Origin of the sequence: Streptomyces microflavus, from assembly GCF_014650075.1 — a bacterium.
GTDB lineage: Bacteria > Actinomycetota > Actinomycetes > Streptomycetales > Streptomycetaceae > Streptomyces > Streptomyces microflavus.
This window is the reverse complement of the sequence record NZ_BMUG01000004.1, coordinates 630,399-647,308: the sequence shown is the minus strand read 5'-3', so window position 1 is coordinate 647,308 and position 16,910 is coordinate 630,399. Positions and strand designations below refer to the sequence as shown.

At 72.9% G+C, this 16,910-nt stretch carries 11 protein-coding genes; 2 read left to right on the top strand and 9 right to left on the bottom strand.

Annotated elements, in window-relative coordinates; genetic code table 11:
* Nucleotides 1-108 precede the first annotated feature (108 nt).
* From IE264_RS15145 to IE264_RS15120, 6 genes are all read right to left on the bottom strand, one after another.
* Complete coding sequence (locus IE264_RS15145; RefSeq protein WP_032757391.1) at nt 109-2,064, bottom strand: acyl-CoA dehydrogenase family protein; 1,956 nt, start codon at nt 2,062-2,064, stop codon at nt 109-111.
* 279 nt (nt 2,065-2,343) lie between these two features.
* Complete coding sequence (locus IE264_RS15140; protein WP_015611803.1) at nt 2,344-3,789, bottom strand: aldehyde dehydrogenase family protein; 1,446 nt, start codon at nt 3,787-3,789, stop codon at nt 2,344-2,346.
* Between the two features lie 125 nt (nt 3,790-3,914).
* Nucleotides 3,915-5,147, bottom strand: coding sequence for an MFS transporter (locus IE264_RS15135; protein ID WP_032757392.1), 1,233 nt, complete (start codon nt 5,145-5,147; stop codon nt 3,915-3,917).
* 101 nt (nt 5,148-5,248) lie between these two features.
* Complete coding sequence (locus IE264_RS15130) at nt 5,249-5,845, bottom strand: TetR/AcrR family transcriptional regulator (protein ID WP_032757394.1); 597 nt, start codon at nt 5,843-5,845, stop codon at nt 5,249-5,251.
* Nucleotides 5,846-5,901: 56 nt separating this feature from the next.
* Nucleotides 5,902-7,476, bottom strand: a complete 1,575-nt coding sequence (locus IE264_RS15125; protein WP_032757396.1) for a PucR family transcriptional regulator — start codon at nt 7,474-7,476, stop codon at nt 5,902-5,904.
* 213 nt (nt 7,477-7,689) lie between these two features.
* Entirely contained in the window at nt 7,690-9,828 is a 2,139-nt protein-coding gene (locus IE264_RS15120) for an ATP/GTP-binding protein (protein ID WP_032757398.1), read from the bottom strand.
* Between the two features lie 895 nt (nt 9,829-10,723).
* Here IE264_RS15120 and gabT point away from each other — a divergent pair.
* Nucleotides 10,724-12,064, top strand: a complete 1,341-nt coding sequence (gabT, locus tag IE264_RS15115) for a 4-aminobutyrate--2-oxoglutarate transaminase (protein ID WP_015611798.1) — start codon at nt 10,724-10,726, stop codon at nt 12,062-12,064.
* A gap of 149 nt (nt 12,065-12,213) precedes the next feature.
* Nucleotides 12,214-13,035 (top strand): phosphatase PAP2 family protein, encoded by an 822-nt coding sequence (locus IE264_RS15110; protein WP_051821833.1) that lies wholly within the window; start codon nt 12,214-12,216, stop codon nt 13,033-13,035.
* Here the strand turns inward: IE264_RS15110 and IE264_RS15105 are convergent.
* The 3 genes from IE264_RS15105 to IE264_RS15095 all read right to left on the bottom strand — a co-directional run bounded on the left by IE264_RS15105 (nt 12,989) and on the right by IE264_RS15095 (nt 16,795).
* A complete protein-coding gene (locus IE264_RS15105; protein WP_032757400.1) occupies nt 12,989-14,218 on the bottom strand; it encodes an alpha/beta hydrolase family protein in 1,230 nt (409 codons plus the stop codon). The two genes, IE264_RS15110 and IE264_RS15105, sit on opposite strands and share 47 nt — an antisense overlap.
* A gap of 171 nt (nt 14,219-14,389) precedes the next feature.
* The gene (locus IE264_RS15100; protein ID WP_032757402.1) at nt 14,390-16,213 is read right to left on the bottom strand and encodes a chitinase; all 1,824 of its coding nucleotides are present in this window, start codon (nt 16,211-16,213) and stop codon (nt 14,390-14,392) included.
* A 117-nt stretch (nt 16,214-16,330) separates the two neighbouring features.
* The gene (locus tag IE264_RS15095) at nt 16,331-16,795 is read right to left on the bottom strand and encodes a hypothetical protein (RefSeq protein ID WP_015611794.1); all 465 of its coding nucleotides are present in this window, start codon (nt 16,793-16,795) and stop codon (nt 16,331-16,333) included.
* Nucleotides 16,796-16,910 lie beyond the last annotated feature (115 nt).

Genomic DNA, 16,910 nt, shown 5'->3' with positions numbered 1-16,910 from the left:
CCGCTCCGGCTGTGCGTGGGGACAGCGCGTCCCCGTGGGGCGGGGATTCGGTACGGAGGGGGCGCGCCGGTGTGGGCACGCGCCCCCTGCGGATCGGAGGGTTCCGCCTCAGCGCACCGGCCGGTGGTGGTTCTCCTCGGCGGAGGGTCCGGGGGTGGCGTCCGCGATCCAGGGGCCCTCACCGCTGGGGTCGATGACGCCCTCCTCCAGCCAGGTGTACGTACCGGACAGGACCCCGTCCACCACCCGCCGGTCCAGGTCGTCGGTGTTGGACCACAGCCGGGTGAACAGCTCCTCCACCCTGACCCGGGACTGGTGGCAGAAGGCGTCGGCCAGCTGGTAGGCCTCGCGGCCGTGCTCCCCGGCGCTCCGCAGGTGCTCGGCGCGGACGCAGGCGGCGCTCATCGCGAAGAGCTCGGCGCCGATGTCGACGATCCGGCCGAGGAAGCCCTGCTTGGTCTCCATCCGGCCCTGCCAGCGGGACATGGCGTAGAACGTCGACCGGGCGAGCTTGCGCGAGGAGCGCTCGACGTACCGGAGGTGCCCGGAGAGGTCACGGTGGCCGGCGGGGTTGAACTCACCGTACGTACGGGGGAGCTGCCCGGCCCCGGTGACGAGCTGGGGCAGCCAACGGGCATAGAACCCGGCGGCGTTGGCACCTGCCTTCGCCTTGTCGGCGAGCGGCTTCTCCGGGTCGATGATGTCGCCGGCGACCTTGAGGTGGGCGTCGACGGCCTCCCGGGCGATCAGCAGGTGCATGATCTCGGTGGAGCCCTCGAAGATCCGGTTGATCCGCATGTCCCGGAGCATCTGCTCGGCCGGAACGGCCCGCTCCCCGCGGGCGGCCAGCGACTCGGCGGTCTCGAAGCCGCGCCCGCCGCGGATCTGGACCAGTTCGTCGGCGATCAGCCAGCCCATCTCGGAGCCGTACAGCTTGGCGAGGGCGGCCTCGATACGGATGTCGTTGCGGTCCTCGTCGGCCATCTGCGAGGAGAGGTCGACGATCGCCTCCAGGGCGAAGGTGGTGGCCGCGATGAAGGAGATCTTCGCGCCGACCGCCTCGTGCTTCGCGACGGGCCGCCCCCACTGCTCCCGTACGGCGGACCACTCGCGGGCGATCTTCAGGCACCACTTCCCGGCGCCGACGCACATGGCGGGCAGCGAGAGGCGGCCGGTGTTCAGGGTGGTCAGGGCGATCTTCAGCCCGGCGCCCTCGGGGCCGATGCGGGCGGCGGCGGGGACCCTGACCTGGTGGAAGCGGGTGACCCCGTTCTCGATGCCGCGCAGCCCCATGAAGGCGTTGCGGTGCTCCACGGTGATGCCGGGGGCGTCCGCCTCGACGACGAACGCGGTGATGCCGCCCTTGTGCCCCTCGGAAGCGGGCACCCGGGCCATCACCACGAGCAGATCGGCGACAACCCCGTTGGTGGTCCAGAGCTTCACCCCGTCCAGCAGGTAGTCGTTCCCGTCGGGCACGGCGGTGGTGGCGAGCCGGGCCGGGTCGGAGCCGACGTCGGGCTCGGTCAGCAGGAACGCGGAGATGTCGGTGGTGGCGAGCCGGGGCAGGTAGACGTCCTTCTGCTCCTGGGTGCCGAAAATCTTCAGCGGCTGCGGTACGCCGATCGACTGATGCGCCGAGAGCAGCGCACCGATCGCGGGGCTCGCGGAGCCGACCAGGGCGAGCGCCTTGTTGTAGTACACCTGGGTGAGCCCGAGACCGCCGTACTTCGTCTCGATCTTCATCCCCAGCGCGCCGAGGTCCTTGAGACCGCGTATCACCTCGTCGGGGATCTTCGCCTCGCGCTCGATCCGGGCACTGTCGATGTGCGCCTCGCAGAACGTACGCAGCCGCGCCAGGAACTCCTCGCCGCGCCGGATGTCGTCGGGTGGCGGCAGGGGGTGCGGATGGATCAGGTCGAGCCGGAAGCGCCCCAGGAACAGCTCCTTGGCGAAGCTGGGCTTGCGCCAGTCCTGCTCCCGGGCGGCCTCGGCGACCCGGCGCGCCTCACGCTCGGTGACCTTGGGGGCCTTGGGGACCTGGGGGGTGTTGTGTGGTGCGGACATGTCGGGCCTCACCTCGCCGCGCGTCGCAGGACGGATGGACACACGGACTGCTAGGAGCTGCTTACTGGTCCGTATGTAACCCGTGTACCCGCTGTTCGGCACCCGCACCAGCCTTCGCGCGGGGTGGCGTTCCCCGGGCGGGGACCCCTGGGGTACGGGCGCGCCCCTCGCACACGCCGAACGGCCGGAGCCCCCGCACAGTGGGCTCCGGCCGTCCGTCTCGCGTCCCCGCCCGTGCTCGCTGTCCAGGCGGGGGCGCGGGCGGGGTCGTCCTGGGTGTTACAGGGCGAGGCCCGTGAGGACCAGGACTCGCTCGTAGGTGTAGTCGTCCATCGCGTAGCGGACGCCCTCGCGGCCGACGCCGGACTGCTTGGCGCCGCCGTACGGCATCTGGTCGGCGCGGTACGAGGGGACGTCGCCGATGATCACGCCGCCCACCTCCAGGGCGCGGTGGGCGCGGAAGGCGGTCTGGAGGTCGTGGGTGAAGACGCCTGCCTGGAGGCCGTACTTGGAGGAGTTGACGGCGGCGAACGCCTCCGCCTCGCCGTCCACCTTCTGGAGGGACATGACCGGGCCGAAGACCTCTTCGCAGGAGAGCTTCACGTCGTCCGGGAGGCCGGCCAGGACCGTCGGGGCGTAGGTGGCGCCGTCGCGCTTGCCGCCGGTGAGGAGTTCGGCTCCCGACTGGACCGCCTCGTCGACCCAGGACTCGACGCGCTTGGCCGCGTCCTCGCTGACCAGGGGGCCTACGTCCGTGGTGGCGTCGGCCGGGTCGCCGGTGACCAGGGCCTCGACGGCGGCGACGATCTTCGGGACCAGCCGGTCGTAGACCGAGGCGTCGGCGATGACGCGCTGCACCGAGATGCAGGACTGGCCGCCCTGGTAGTTGGAGAACGTGGCGATCCGGGTGGCGGCCCAGTCGAGGTCCGCGTCCGAGGCGTAGTCGCCGAGGACGACGGCCGCGCCGTTGCCGCCGAGCTCCAGGGTGCAGTGCTTGCGGGGCACCGAATCCATGATCGCGTAACCGACCGGGCCCGAGCCGGTGAAGGAGATGACCGGCAGCCTCTCGTCCTGGACCAGGGCGGGCATCTTGTCGTTCGGGACCGTCAGGACGGACCAGGAGCCGGCCGGGAGGTCGGTCTCGGCCAGCAGTTCGCCGAGGATGAGCGAGGAGATCGGGGTTGCCGGGGCCGGCTTCAGGATGATCGGGGCGCCTACGGCGATGGCCGGAGCCACCTTGTGGGCGCTGAGGTTCAGCGGGAAGTTGAAGGGCGCGATACCGAGGACGGCCCCGCGCGGGAAGCGCCGGACCAGCCCGAGGCGGCCGGTGCCGCCGAGGTCGGTGTCGAGCCGCTGGGCCTCGCCGCCGTTGAAGCGCCGGGCCTCCTCGGCGGCGAACCGGAACACGGACACCGCCCTGCCGACCTCGCCGCGCGCCCACTTGATCGGCTTGCCGTTCTCCGCCGAGATCAGCTGGGCGATCTCCTCGGTGCGCTCCGTCAGCCGCCGTACGACATGGTCGAGGGCCGCGGCCCGTACGTGTGCCGGGGTCGCGGCGAACTCGTCGCGTACGGCGTGGGCGGCGGCGACGGCCTCCTCGACCTGGGCGTCGGTCGGCACGCTGACGGTGCCGACGAGGCGTCCGTCGTACGGGTTGGTGACGTCGAAGCTGTCGGCACCGGTGGCCTGGCGGCCGGCCACCCAGAAGGCGTGGGGCGAAGTCATGGAGGTTCCGGCCCTTCGGAGGTCGTGAGGAGGTCGTGGACGAGGTGGTCGTGACGGAAGTCGTGGACGCCCGGCAGGCTCCCCGTCCGTCGTTCCACGGTAGGGCGGGGAGGCCTCGATCGTGTTTATCCGGGGTGGAGTGGGGTGGGTGTCCGGTGCTCCGAATTGGCCAGGGAGGTGGTGTCCGTGCCGTCGGAGGCCGTACGAGGCCGGGTGAGCCTTTGCGTACGGCGCAGCAGATCCGGTACGAGCGTGAGCAGGCCGGTCACCGCAAGGGCCGCGCCCAGCCAGAGCGGGGCTCGCAGGCCGAAGCGATCGAGGCCCAGGCCGCCCAGCGCGGAGCCCAGGACCACGCCGAAGGTGATGAAGGAGCTGTGCACGGTGTTGACGAGCGGGCGGGCGTTGCCGACGCGCTGCACCCGGGTGACCAGGGCCGGGTTCATGGTGACCCCCACCAGGCCGATGCCCAGCATGCAGAGCACCGCCCCGACGTCGAACCGGGCCAACAGCGCGAACCCGGCCAGGAACACCGCGTTCAGGGAGAGGCCGGCGAGCAGGACGGGGAGGGTGTGGCGGTCCGCCAGCCGGCCGACAGCGGTGTTGCCGATCACCGTGGCGGCGCCGTACGCCAGGAGCAGCAGCGGGACCGTGCCCGGGGAGAACCCGGTGACCCGGGTGAGGATCGGGTTGAGGTAGCTGAAGGCGGAGAAGGTCGCGCCGATGACCATGGTGCTGGTCAGCAGGGTGAGCCAGAGCCGGGGAGCGCGGAAGGCCGTCAGTTCGGAGCGGAAGGTGCCGCTGCCCTCCGGCCGGCCCGTCCGGCCCACGCCGATCAGGGTGCACAGGGCAGCGGCGGCCGTCAGCGCGGAGATGGACCAGAACGCGGCGCGCCAGCCGTACCGTTCGCCGGTGAGGGTGGCCAGCGGCAGCCCGAGCAGGGTGCCGAGCATCAGCCCGTTGAGGATGACCGCCACGGCCCGGCCGCGCACCTCGGGGCGGGTGAGCTGGGAGCCGAGCGAGATCGCTACGCCGAAGAAGGCCTGCGAGGCGACCCCGGTGATGATCCGGGCGATCACCATGGCCGGGTAGTCGGAGGCCGTGGCGGCCAGGACGTTGCCCGCCAGGAAGAGCGGGAAGAGGACCATGAGCGCGGTCTTGGGCGGGAGCCGCAACAGGGCGACCGAGAGCAGCGGTCCGCCGAGCGCCATGGAGAGAGCGAAGACCGTGATCAGGTAGCCGATCTGCGGGACGGTGACGCCCAGTCCCGCGGCCATCTGCGGCATCAGTCCGGCGACGACGAACTCGCTGGTGACCATGGCGAAGATGCCGAAGGCCAGTACATGGACAGCACGAGGCACGGAGTTCCCCTGTTGGCGTGTAGGTGTTGTTTTGTATTGATCGGTTCAGAACTTGGGCATGGGTGGGACGCGCCTCGGTTCGGCACGTGAGAGTCGGAGGGTCAGCTGATCAGGGCGCCCAGGGCCGTATCGGCGACGGACTGGACGGCAGCCCGGTCGGCTCCGCCCTGGGCCGCGATCCGCATACCGCCGATGACGGCGTTGACGTACCGGGCGAGGGCGTCGGAGCCGCGCGCGGAGGCGATGGAGCCGTCGCGTTGCCCGGCGGCGATGACGGCCGACAGGGTCCGGAGCCTGCGGGCGGCGTCGCGGTCCAGGAGGCGGGCGGCCTCCGGGTCGCGGGCCGCGAGTTCGACCGTGCTGTTGACACCCAGACAGCCCAGGCTGCGGCCGTGGGGGCGGTGGTCGAACTCGTCAGCCACGATCTTGTCGAGCAGGGCACGGACCCGCTCGGCGGGCGGACGTGAAGCGTCCTCCAGGACGGCGTCCTGAGCTTCGGCCATGGTGTCCAGGTACCGCGCCAGCGAGCGCGCGAACAGCTCGCGCTTGCTCCGGAAGGTGTTGTAGATGCTGCTGCGCCCCAGCCCCGTGGCGGTGCACAGGTCCTGGGTGGAGGTGGCCTCGTAGCCGTACTCCCAGAACGTGCGCATCGCGGCGTCCAGGGCCCGGTCCTCGTCGAACTGTCTCGGTCGGGCCATGGCAGCACTCTAGGGTTCTGGAACGGTCGATGCAATACCGCCTCCGACCGGGCTTCTCAGCCTTCGGCCGGCGCCGCCGCCTCCGTCGCCTTGAGCGCGAGCCACAGCTCCATGCGGACGTCCGGGTCATCCAGCGAGCGGCCCAGGATCTCCTCCACCCGGCGCATCCGGTAGCGCAGGGTGTGCCGGTGTACGCCGAGGTCGGCGGCGGCCGCGTCCCACTGGCCGTGGCGGGAGAGCCAGGCGCGCAAGGAGGCCACGAGGTCGCCGCGGCCCTTGGCGTCGTGCTCGTACAGGGCGCGGAGCATGCCGTCGGCGAAGGCCCGTACCGCGTCGTCCGCGAGGAGCGGCAGCACCGAGCCCGCTGCCAGCTCCTCGTGCTCGACCAGGGCCCTGCCCCGGCGGCGGGCGACCGAGAGGGCCTGTTCGGCCTGCTTGTAGGCTGCGGAGACCGCGATCGGGCCGCAGGGGGCGGAGAGGCCCACGACGACGTCGCTGTCCTCGGTGCCGCCTTCGCGTGGGGCGCGGTCGTCCTGGGCCTCGGCGTAGGCCGCGCACGCGGCGACCGCGGCGCCTCCGTCGGCCGCCAGGACAACGACGCGTTCGCCCTCGGGGACCATGAGCAGCGCCTCGCCGGAGCGGGCCGCGGCGGCCTCCATCGTCTCCGTGAGCAGGTCGAAACCGGCGGGCGCGGCCGCCTCCGCGATCAGCAGCCGGAAGGGGGCGTCGAGCAGCCCGCCGTACAGGTCTCCGGCGACCGCCCGGGCGTGGTCGGGCTGGCCCGCCAGCAGCATCCGCAGGACGGCGGCGCCCAGGCGCTGTTCGGCGCCCTGGAGGGAGCGGGAGCGGGCGGTGGTCAGGGTGAGCAGGGCGACGGCGGAGTGCACGGCGTACCGCTCGGCGGTCCCCAGCGCCGCTCCCGTACCGACGGCGAGCGCGCCGCGTGCCCGGCGGCCGGTGCCCAGCGACTGGAGTTCGACCCGGTCCTCGCTGTCGCCGACGACGACGCTGGCGGGGGCGGGTCTGTCCCGGAGGCGTTCGACGTCGGGGGTGAGGCGGGCGGCGCGGCGGGCGGCCCAGTCGGGGGCGGCGGCGAGCACCGCGCCGGAGGTGTCGTACAGCGCGGCCCAGCCGTCGATGTGGGCGGCCAGGCGGGCAAGGAGGTCGGCGGGGCCGTCCCCGGCGAGCGCGGCCTTGGTCAGCTCGCGCTGGGCCTCGAAGCCGGCGGTGACCGCGCGGTACTGGTCGGCGGCGATGGCGGCGGAGACGGCCTTGCTGATGGCGAGGAACGGGGTGCGGCGGGGCACTTCGAGGAGCGGCAGGCCCTCCTCCTCGGCGGCGTCGACGAGGGCGGCCGGGATGTCCTCGTAGTTGACCCCGACCGCGAAGCCCACCCCGGCGACCCCGGCTCCGGCCAGCCGCCGCACGTACCGCCGCATGGACTCGGCGTTCTCGGCGTCCAGGTTGGTGGCGGTCACGAGGAGCAGTTCGCCGCCGTCCATGTACGGGACGGGGTCGGCGAGCTCGCTGGCGTGGGCCCAGCGCACCGGGGTGTCGAGCCGGTCCGCCCCCGCCCGCACCGTGAGCTTGAGCGCCGAGTGCTGGACGAGCGAGGCGAGCGTGGGGGGCATGGGACCGGGAACCCTCGGTGTCGGGGACGCGTGGTCGGCGAGGCATTTCGCCGGCCGGATCGGTGGTCAGGTGGTCGGTGATTACGCCGTCCCGTATGAACGGCTGCCACCGATTCTGCCAGGGCGGCAGAGTTCCTGTAACCGCTCTCAGCCACCGGACGGCCTACTCCCGGGTAGCCGCTCCCGGCCGTCCCGGCCCCCGGGCGCCCCTGCTCAGCCGCTCAGCTCCACCAGCAGCGGCGGCGCGTGCTCGCCCTCGACCGTGGCCAGCCGGATCACCGCGTGCCCGGCCGGGACCGCGTACGCCAGCTCGGATGCCGACCAGCGCTCCCGCTCCACCTGCCGTACGGTCACCGCGTCCGTGGTCACCGCCTTGCCCGTGACGAGCTTGCGCAGGGCGTGCAGGGCCCGGGTGAACGGCTGGTCCGCGAAGACGGTGTGCTGGGCGACCTCGCGGGTCTCCACCCACTCCTTGCCCCAGGCCTCGGCGAACCGCTTGCCGTCCCAGGTGGTGATGCCCGAGAAGGCGGCCGTGCAGCCGACCGCGCCGAGCAGCGGGGTGTGCAGGGCCTCGGGCACGTCGTCGACGGTACGGAGCGCGAGGACGGCCCCCGCGTTGACCGAGCGCAGTCGGCGGATGCCCCGGACGGTCTCTGCGGTCACCGCGTGCGTGGCGTCGTCCAGGACCAGGCAGGCGAAGAGCGTGGTGTCGGTGCGGGCGGCGGTGATCGCGGTGAACTGGGCGAGGAGGAGGCGGGTGAGGAGCCGCGAGGCCTCCGCGTGACCGCGCTCCGGCAGGTCGACGCGGACCCGCAGCGGGTACTGGCCGAGCGAACGCAGCGCGAAGGGGCGGGCGTCGGGCCCGGTGGCGAAGAACCCGGCGAACGCGGGCCGGTCCAGCAGCGCGACCCGGTCCGCGAGAGCGGGGGCGGGGTCGCCGGGGCCGCCCGCCTGGCGGGTCCGGGCCTCCAGCTCACGGAGCATCGGGTGCTGCCCGGCGGCTTCGAGAGTGGCGCGGAGTCCGGCGATGGCCTGCGGGGAGCCGTCGAGGAGTTCGCGCAGTTCCGGTACGGAGGGGAAGTGGCCGTGGGCGGCCCGGTAGGGGCCGAGCAGCTGGGCGAGGACGGTGGCGGCGCGGCGGCTGTCCAGGCTGCCGACATCGCCGACGAGCCCCTCCGCGAGGACGGCGGCTGCCTCGTCGGGGTCGGTGGTGCCGCCGTAGAGGTCGAGGTCGTGGGCGGAGGCGGGGTTGCCGACGCGTACGACGACGTCGAAGGCGTCGTCCGGGCCGAGGGGTGCGCCCGCGCCGCCGACGGCGAGTACGGCCGCCTGTCCGGCCAGGGCGCGCAGCCCGAGGGCCTCGACGACGGGCCGCACCAGCCGGGCGGACTTGCCCGCGCCGGGCGGTCCGACGGCCAGCAGCGAGGTGCCGAGGAGGGTGGGGTCCAGGGCGATCCCGGTGGAGCGGCGGGCGTAGGGGTTGTGCGGGTCCTCGGCGCACCGGCCGATCCGGACCTGGCCGGTGAGCACGTCGTGGCGGGCGGTGCGGCGGGGCAGGTCGCGGTGGCCCGAGGGGTGCAGGGCGGCCGCTCCCCCGGTGCGCAGGACGGCTTCGGCGAGGGGCGCGAGCCGGTCGGGGCTGCGGGTGGCCTGCGCCCAGGCGTGGCGGAGCCGGGCCACGTCCACGTCGTTCATCCGGCCGGTGCGGACCTCGGCGGTGAGGGTGTCCGCCGCGTCGGTCCACCCCGCCGCCCGCAGCTCGGGCCACCGGTCGGCGGAGGTCGCGGTGGCGGGGTCCGGGGTGTTGTCGGCCGTCGCCGGTGTGGAGCCGCTCCGGCGGGCGGCGATCAGTGCGCGCCAGCGGCCGAGGCGGGCGAAGGGGTACAGGACGGCGGCGACGATCAGGGCGTAGACCACGTAGACGGCGGTCGGGCTCCGGTAGAACTCGGCGCCCGCGACGGCGGCGACCAGGAACAGGACCGGACGGACGACCGGCAGGGTGTCCTTCCAGACCAGGAGCTGCGTGAAGCCCGCGGCGACGGCCGCCGCGAGGGCGAGTAAGGGCTGTCCTCGGCTCACGACGTGGCGGCGGAAGAGCTCGGAGAAATTGCCGATCCGGCCGCAGCCGTACACGAGCAGGCCGAAGAGGAGCGCTTCGTACACGGCGAGGGCCTTGGAGCCCTCGATGGTGCGGGGGCCGCCGCCGGTGCCCGGGTTCCACCACTCGCCCGGGGTGAAGAGCTTGAGGGGGACGAGCCGGTACGGGAGGTAGCCGTTGCGCCAGAGCGACCAGAGGAGGAGCGCGGAGAGGAGGGTGATGACGGCGCCCACGAGGAGGGAGCGGTCGGACACCTCCTCACCCTGCTCGGGCGGACGCGGCGTGAACCCGTACCGCCAGACGCCCGGTGCCTGCGGTGGCCTGGGAGTACGCAGCCACGCGTCCAGGGCGGGGGCCCCGGCGGGCGGCTGCTCGACGGGGGGTGGCGGGGCGGCGGGGCGAGCGGGGGGCGGGCCGGGCGGGGGCGGCGGAGAGGTCCAGGCGGAGGGCTGCCCGGCGTGCGCTGCCGAAGGCTGTGCGGGGTGCGGCACCGAAGGCTGCCCGGCCTGCGGTGCCACAGGCTGCCCGTGGTGCGGGGCCGAAGGCTTCCCGGGCGCCTGCGCCCAGGGCTCCGCGGGCTGCGGCTGCTGCCCGTCCGACGGCCGGCTTCCCCACGACTGCCCGGGCTGCGGCTGTTCAGGAAGTGCCTGCTCAGGCAGTGGCTGTTCAGGCAGTGGCTGTTCGGGCTGCGGTGAACCGGCCGAAGGCCGCCCGGACTGCCGTGCACCGGGCTCTCCGGACGCGGGCTGCCCCGCCCAGAACTCCCCCGGCGGCCCCGCCGGCGGTGGTGGCACGGCCGGGCCGGGCACCCTGTCCGCGCTCGTGCCCCGTACGCCCCGCGTGCCCTCTTCGTCCATGAACCACTGCCCCCTTGACCTGCCGGTCCGTCCGCTGCCCCGGTCAATCTAGTGCGCGCACACGGGGAGTTCAGCAACCCGCCCGAAGAGTGACCGTCCCGGACCGCCACGGACCGTCCCCCGGACCCGCATCGCGCCAGGTCGGCAGGGGCGCGTCCGGCCGACGGCCCGCCATCTGTCCGCGACGGACAACGACACGCGCCCATCACTCCCGATCGGAGCATGCCCGGGTACGCCCCCCGCCCCTAGCCTGCAGAAAGAAGAGCGTCCGAAACACCCCCAGGAGCCCCTCATGACCGCAATCCCGCAGGAGCGCCGCGTCGTCACTGCCATCCCCGGCCCGAAGTCGGTCGAGCTGCAGGCTCGCCGTCTCGCGGCCGTCGCCGCAGGTGTGGGCTCCACCCTGCCCGTGTTCACCGCCCGCGCGGGCGGCGGGATCATCGAGGACGTGGACGGCAACCGGCTGATCGACTTCGGCTCCGGCATCGCCGTGACCTCGGTGGGCGCCTCCGCCGAGGCCGTCGTCCGCCGCGCCACCGCGCAGCTCGCGAACTTCACCCACACCTGTTTCATGGTCACGCCGTACGAGGGGTACGTCGAGGTCTGCGAGCAGCTCGCCGAGCTGACGCCGGGCGACCACGCGAAGAAGTCGGCGCTGTTCAACTCGGGCGCCGAGGCCGTCGAGAACGCGGTGAAGATCGCCCGTGCCTACACCAAGCGCACCGCCGTCGTCGTCTTCGACCACGGCTACCACGGCCGCACCAACCTCACCATGGGCATGACGGCGAAGAACATGCCGTACAAGCAGGGCTTCGGCCCGTTCGCGCCCGAGGTCTACCGCGTCCCGGTCGCCTACGGCTACCGCTGGCCGACCGGCGCCGAGAACGCCGGTGCCGAGGCGTCCGCGCAGGCCATCGACGAGATCACCAAGCAGATCGGCGCGGAGAACGTCGCCGCGATCATCATCGAGCCGGTGCTCGGCGAGGGCGGCTTCATCGAGCCGGCCAAGGGCTTCCTCCCGGCGATCGCGCAGTTCGCCAAGGACAACGGCATCGTCTTCGTCGCGGACGAGATCCAGTCCGGCTTCTGCCGCACCGGCCAGTGGTTCGCCTGCGAGGACGAGGGCATCGTCCCGGACCTGATCACCACCGCCAAGGGCATTGCGGGCGGCCTGCCGCTCTCGGCGGTGACCGGCCGCGCCGAGATCATGGACGCCGCGCACGCCGGCGGTCTGGGCGGTACGTACGGCGGGAACCCGGTCGCCTGCGCGGGTGCGCTCGGTGCCATCGAGACGATGCGCGAGCTGGACCTGAACGGGAAGGCCAAGCGGATCGAGGAGGTCATGAAGGGCCGCCTCGCCGAGATGCAGGCGAAGCTCCCCAACGGCGACATCATCGGCGACATCCGCGGCCGCGGCGCCATGATCGCGATCGAGCTGGTGAAGGCCGGCACGAAGGACCCGAACCCGGAGGCGGCCGGTGCGCTCGCCAAGGCCTGCCACGCCGAGGGCGTCATGGTCCTGACCTGCGGCACCTACGGCAACGTGCTCCGCTTCCTGCCGCCGCTGGTGATCGGTGAGGACCTGCTCAACGAGGGCCTCGACGTCATCGAGCAGGCATTCGGCACGCTCTGATCCTTCGAACCCGGGAGCGGGCGGGAAGCGGCGTTCCGCCGTGGCCCTCCGGCATCCGGGTGAGGGCCTGTGAAGAAGGTGTGCGGGGGCGATGGCGGGTGGCGGTTGCGGCTGTCGGCCGCCCCTTCGCTGCCGTACGGTTTCTGCAGATGAGAGAAACACATCCCTCGCGGGAAACCGCGGGTGATTCCGGGTCGGGGCTTCCCCAGCACCGTCCCGGGCGTGCCTTCGTGCACGACTCCGGAGCCTCTGGCTCCGGTACTCCTCACCGATCGGACGGCCGCCCGCCCCACACCCCCCGGGGCGCGCGGCGACCCGGTCTCGCCGGCCATCCCGGAACAACCCCCCCTGTTCCCGGGTGGCCGGCCTCTCTCCTTCTCGGCTCCCTGCCGGCGCTGTTCGCGCTGATCACCTGGCAGGTGGCGGCCGACGGCCCGCTGCTCCGGCTGGACGAACGCGTCGGCGAGAGCCTCTTCGGGCGCGGCCCGGCCGCTCTGTCGCAGCTCTTCTCCGACCTCGGCGGCGTGGCGGTGGCGCTCCCGGTGCTCGTCTGTGCGATCGCGTACGCGCTGTGGCGCGGCGCCCGGCGGCTGCCGGTGTACGCGGCCCTCACCATGGCGGCCGTGCCCGCGCTGGTGATCCCGCTGAAGGTCGCCACCGCCCGGCAGGGCCCGCTGACCGAGGCGGTCAACTACTACCCGTCGGGCCATACGGCGACGGCGGCGGTGGCGTACGGGGCTTCGGCCCTGCTGCTGCTCGGCGTCCCGCGTCCGGCGTGGCTACGGGCGTGGGTGCCGCCCGCCGCCGCGGTGCTGCTGACCGCGGCCACGGGCGTCGGACTGGTGCTGCACGGCTACCACTGGCCGCTGGACGTGCTGGCGAGCTGGTGCCTGGGGCCGGTGCTGCTGGCGCCCCTGTGGTGGGTCAGTCGTGGGCTGCGTCCTCAAGGAGAGCCACGAGCCACTCGGTGAGCTCCGCGGTGTCGTGGTCGATCGTCCCGAAGTGGATGCCGAGCGGCTCGTCGGCGGGGACGGCGCCGGGTTCGTAACGCCGGTAGTGGATGTTCCGGCGCGGGGCGTTCGTCGCGGTCAGTTCCTCGACCAGTGCGTCGGTGCCCGGCAGCGGTGCGGGGTCGGCGCGGACGCGTTCGTCGTCGGCGGCCTGGGTGATGCGGACCGGCACGGTGATGGGGAGGTCCGGGTTCATCGCCTCCACCTGCCGGTCGAACTTCGCCTGGTGGGTGTTGGGGGTGCCGGGATACCCGGACCGGAACTGCTCGGTGCCCCTGATCCCGCCCCAGGAGTCGGGGCGGCTCAGACCGGCGCGGGAGCGGTGCGGCACGTGGGGCCAGAGCTCCTGGAACGCCCTGGGCGAGAGGACCTGTTCCGGGTCGATCGTGGGGTCGCCGCCGATGGCACCGGCGAGGAAGAGCGGGGTGAAGGCGAAGCCGGTGTTCATCTGGTCGAGGGTGGCTCCGCCCCGGACGAGGCCGAGCAGGTGGTTGGCGGGGGCGATCGCGGCGACGCCGACCAGTCCTTCGACCCGGCCCGGCGCGTGGTGGGCCGCGAACAGCGCGGCCTGGCCGCCCTGGGAGTGCCCCACGACCGCGAACCGCTCCCCGATCTCCCCGGGGAACAGCCTCCGCGCGGCCGTCACGATGTCGAGGACGCCCATCGCCTCGGAGCGGCCGCAGAGGTACGGGTGCAGCCGGTCGGCGGTTCCGGTGCCCAGCGCCTCGTAGTCCGTCATCGCCACGGCCCACCCCCGGTCCAGGAAGTGGCCCAGGAGCGTGAGCGGGTAGGCGTTCATGGGTGAGGCCCCGGTGTCGCCCCGGTCCCGCGAGGGTGCGCACCGGTTGGCCACGCCCACCGTGCCGTGGGCCCAGCTGATGACCGGGTAGCCGCCCGCGGGGACGGGGTGGGCGGTGCGGTCCGGCAGGGCGATGACGCCGGAGGTGGCGACCGGGCTGCCGTCCGCGCCCTCCGACCGGTGGAGGACGAGCCAGTTCTCCCCGCCGGGGACGGCCGCGGCCGCGTTGTCCAGGGGGCGGGCCCGTATCGGGTCGCCGGGGCTGCCGTCGGGCAGCGGCACCGGCGGGGTGTAGAACGCGTCCCCTGCGGGAGCCTCGGTCGTGAGGGGTGAACTGGTGGCCACACGCTGTCCTTTCTCGGACGCGGCGGGCTGCCGTGCCCCTCCGCGTGGTCAGACCTCGTGATGACCTCAGGACGGCATGGATGATGCCCGTCGCCGCGATCCTCTTCACCCCGGCGACGGGCATCGGTCTGGTGGGGCACGGCCGGTGGTGACCGGCCGTGCCCGGGTGGGTCAGCTGCCGAAGTAGGAGTCGAAGTTCCGGCTGAACTCCCAGTTGTTGAACCGGTCCCAGTTGATGGACCAGGTCATCAGGCCGCGCAGGTCGCTCCAGGTCCCGTGGGTCTGGTAGGAGCCGCAGTCGGTCTTCTTGATCAGGCAGTTGAGCGCCTTGTTGACCTCGGCCGGCGAGGTGTGGCCGTTGCCCGCCTGGGTGGAGGCCGGGAGGCCGATGGCGACCTGGTCGGGGCGCAGGCCCGGGAAGACGCGGCTGGTGTTGCCCGCGACCGGGAAGCCGGCGAGCAGCATGTCGGTCATCGCGATGTGGAAGTCCGCGCCGCCCATCGAGTGGTACTGGTTGTCGAGACCCATGATCGGGCCCGAGTTGTAGTCCTGGACGTGCAGCAGGGTCAGGTCGTCGCGCAGGGCGTGGATGACCGGCAGGTAGGCGCCGGCGCGCGGGTCCTGGCCGCCCCAGGGGCCGGAGCCGTAGAACTGGTAGCCGAGCTGTACGAAGAAGGTCTCGGGCGCCATCGTGAGGACGAAGTCGGAACCGTACTTCGCCTTCAGGGTCTTCACCGCGGAGATCAGGTTGACGATCACCGGGGTGGTCGGGGCGCGGAAGTCGGTGTCGCCGGTGTTCAGCGAGAGGGAGTGGCCCTCGAAGTCGATGTCCAGGCCGTCGAGGCCGTAGGTGTCGATGATCTTCGAGACCGAGGTGACGAACGCGTCCCGGGCGGCGGTGGAGGCGAGCTGCACCTGGCCGTTCTGGCCGCCGATGGAGATCAGGACCTTCTTGCCCGCGGCCTGCTTGGCCTTGATGGCGGCCTTGAAGTCCGCCTCGGACTCGACGTTCGGGCACTCGGCGACCGGGCAGAGCGAGAAGCGGATGTCGCCGGAGGTGACGGAAGTCGGTTCACCGAAAGCGAGGTTGATGACGTCCCAGGAGGCGGGCACGTCCGCCATCCGCGTGTAGCCGGAGCCGTTGGCGAAGCTGGAGTGCAGATAGCCGACGAGCGCGCGGGCCGGGAGCTGCCCGCCGCCCCCTCCACCGCCCGCCGTGGTGGTCGCGGTGACGGCGGCCGACTTCGCGGACTCGCCGGCCTCGTTGGCCGCGGTGACCTGGAAGCTGTACGCGGTGGAGGCGGCCAGCCCCGTCACGGTGGCGGAAGGACCGGTGGCCGTGGCCACCTTCGTACCGCCGCGGTAGACGTTGTAGCCGGTGGCGCCGGAGACGGCGTTCCAGGAGAGCGCGACCGATGAGGAGGTGACCGCGGTGGTCCGCAGGCCCGAGGGGACGGCCGGGAGCACGACGGGGTCGCCGCCGGGGCCGACGAGGGTGAGGTCGTCGACGTAGTGGGCGGGGGTGCCGTACCAGCCGTGGGTGTAGACGCTCACGGAGGTGGTGGAGGGGCCGGTGGTGAAGCTGGTGGTGAGCTGCTTCCAGGCGCCGGTGGACTGGGTCCAGGTGGAGACGTCGGTGGTGCCGGTGCCGGTGGCGCCGAGGTAGACGGGGCTGCCCTGCACCCAGGCGCTCAGCGTGTAGCTGGAGTTGGGCTTGACCGTGACCGCCTGGGAGCACCTGGCGTTGTCGTTGCCCGCCGGGGTGCCCTTCAGCGCCTTCGTGCCGCCGTGGACCGGGGTGGAGACGACCGCCCCGCTGCCGGCGCTGCAGCTCCAGCCGTCGAGACCCGCCTCGAAGCTGCCGTTGCGTGCCACGTCGACGTCCGCCGCGCTCGCCGCCGGTGCCGTGGCGACCAGGGCACCGGCAGCGAGAACCGCGGCCGTACAGGTGGCCAGAAATCCGGAAAATCTGACGGTTGGTCCGGTGCGTTCCACAACAGCCTCCGTGCAGGGGGGAATTGGGTGTGGCGTGCGCACAACATGGTCCAGACCAATCAGGTTGTCAAGACCTCTGGCGACGAGGTCACCCCCTTCGCGGCCTTCGGCAGCGGGTCATCCTCCCTCCCGGCCGTCCTGGGCGGCGGCCCCGGCCGCCTCGTGCATCGCCAGCTCCAGCAGGGCGGCGTCCGTGAGGGTCCCCGAGCCGTCCGGCGGGATCAGCCACCGCACTCCCCCGGCCGCCCGGCCCGGATGCGGGACGACGATCCAGGTGCCGGGGCCCGCACCCCGGATGCCGGTGCCGATCCAGCGGGACGCGGTGCCGGGCGGGACGAAGAAGCCCATCCGGGACTCGCCGAAGTCGGCGAGGACCGGCCCGGGCCGGTCGATGAGACGGGTGAGGACGTCGAGCGTCGGATGACCCAGCTCCCCCGGCAGGATCAGCACGTCCCAGCGCTTGCCGGCGGGGAGGAGCGCGATCCCCTGCGGGTTCCGCTCCCACTCCCACCGGCAGGCGCCCGGATCCGGTGCCACCGATGTGAGCCACTCGACCGCGGCCCTGGTCTCCGAGCCAGTCATGGCCTGCCTCCCGTTGACGTGGAGCACCGGCAGGGTCCTACCGGTGCGTACACGGGCGAGAGAGCGTCGGGCGCCGACTATGACGCGGGTTGAGGCTACTTGTTGGTAGTGAAGT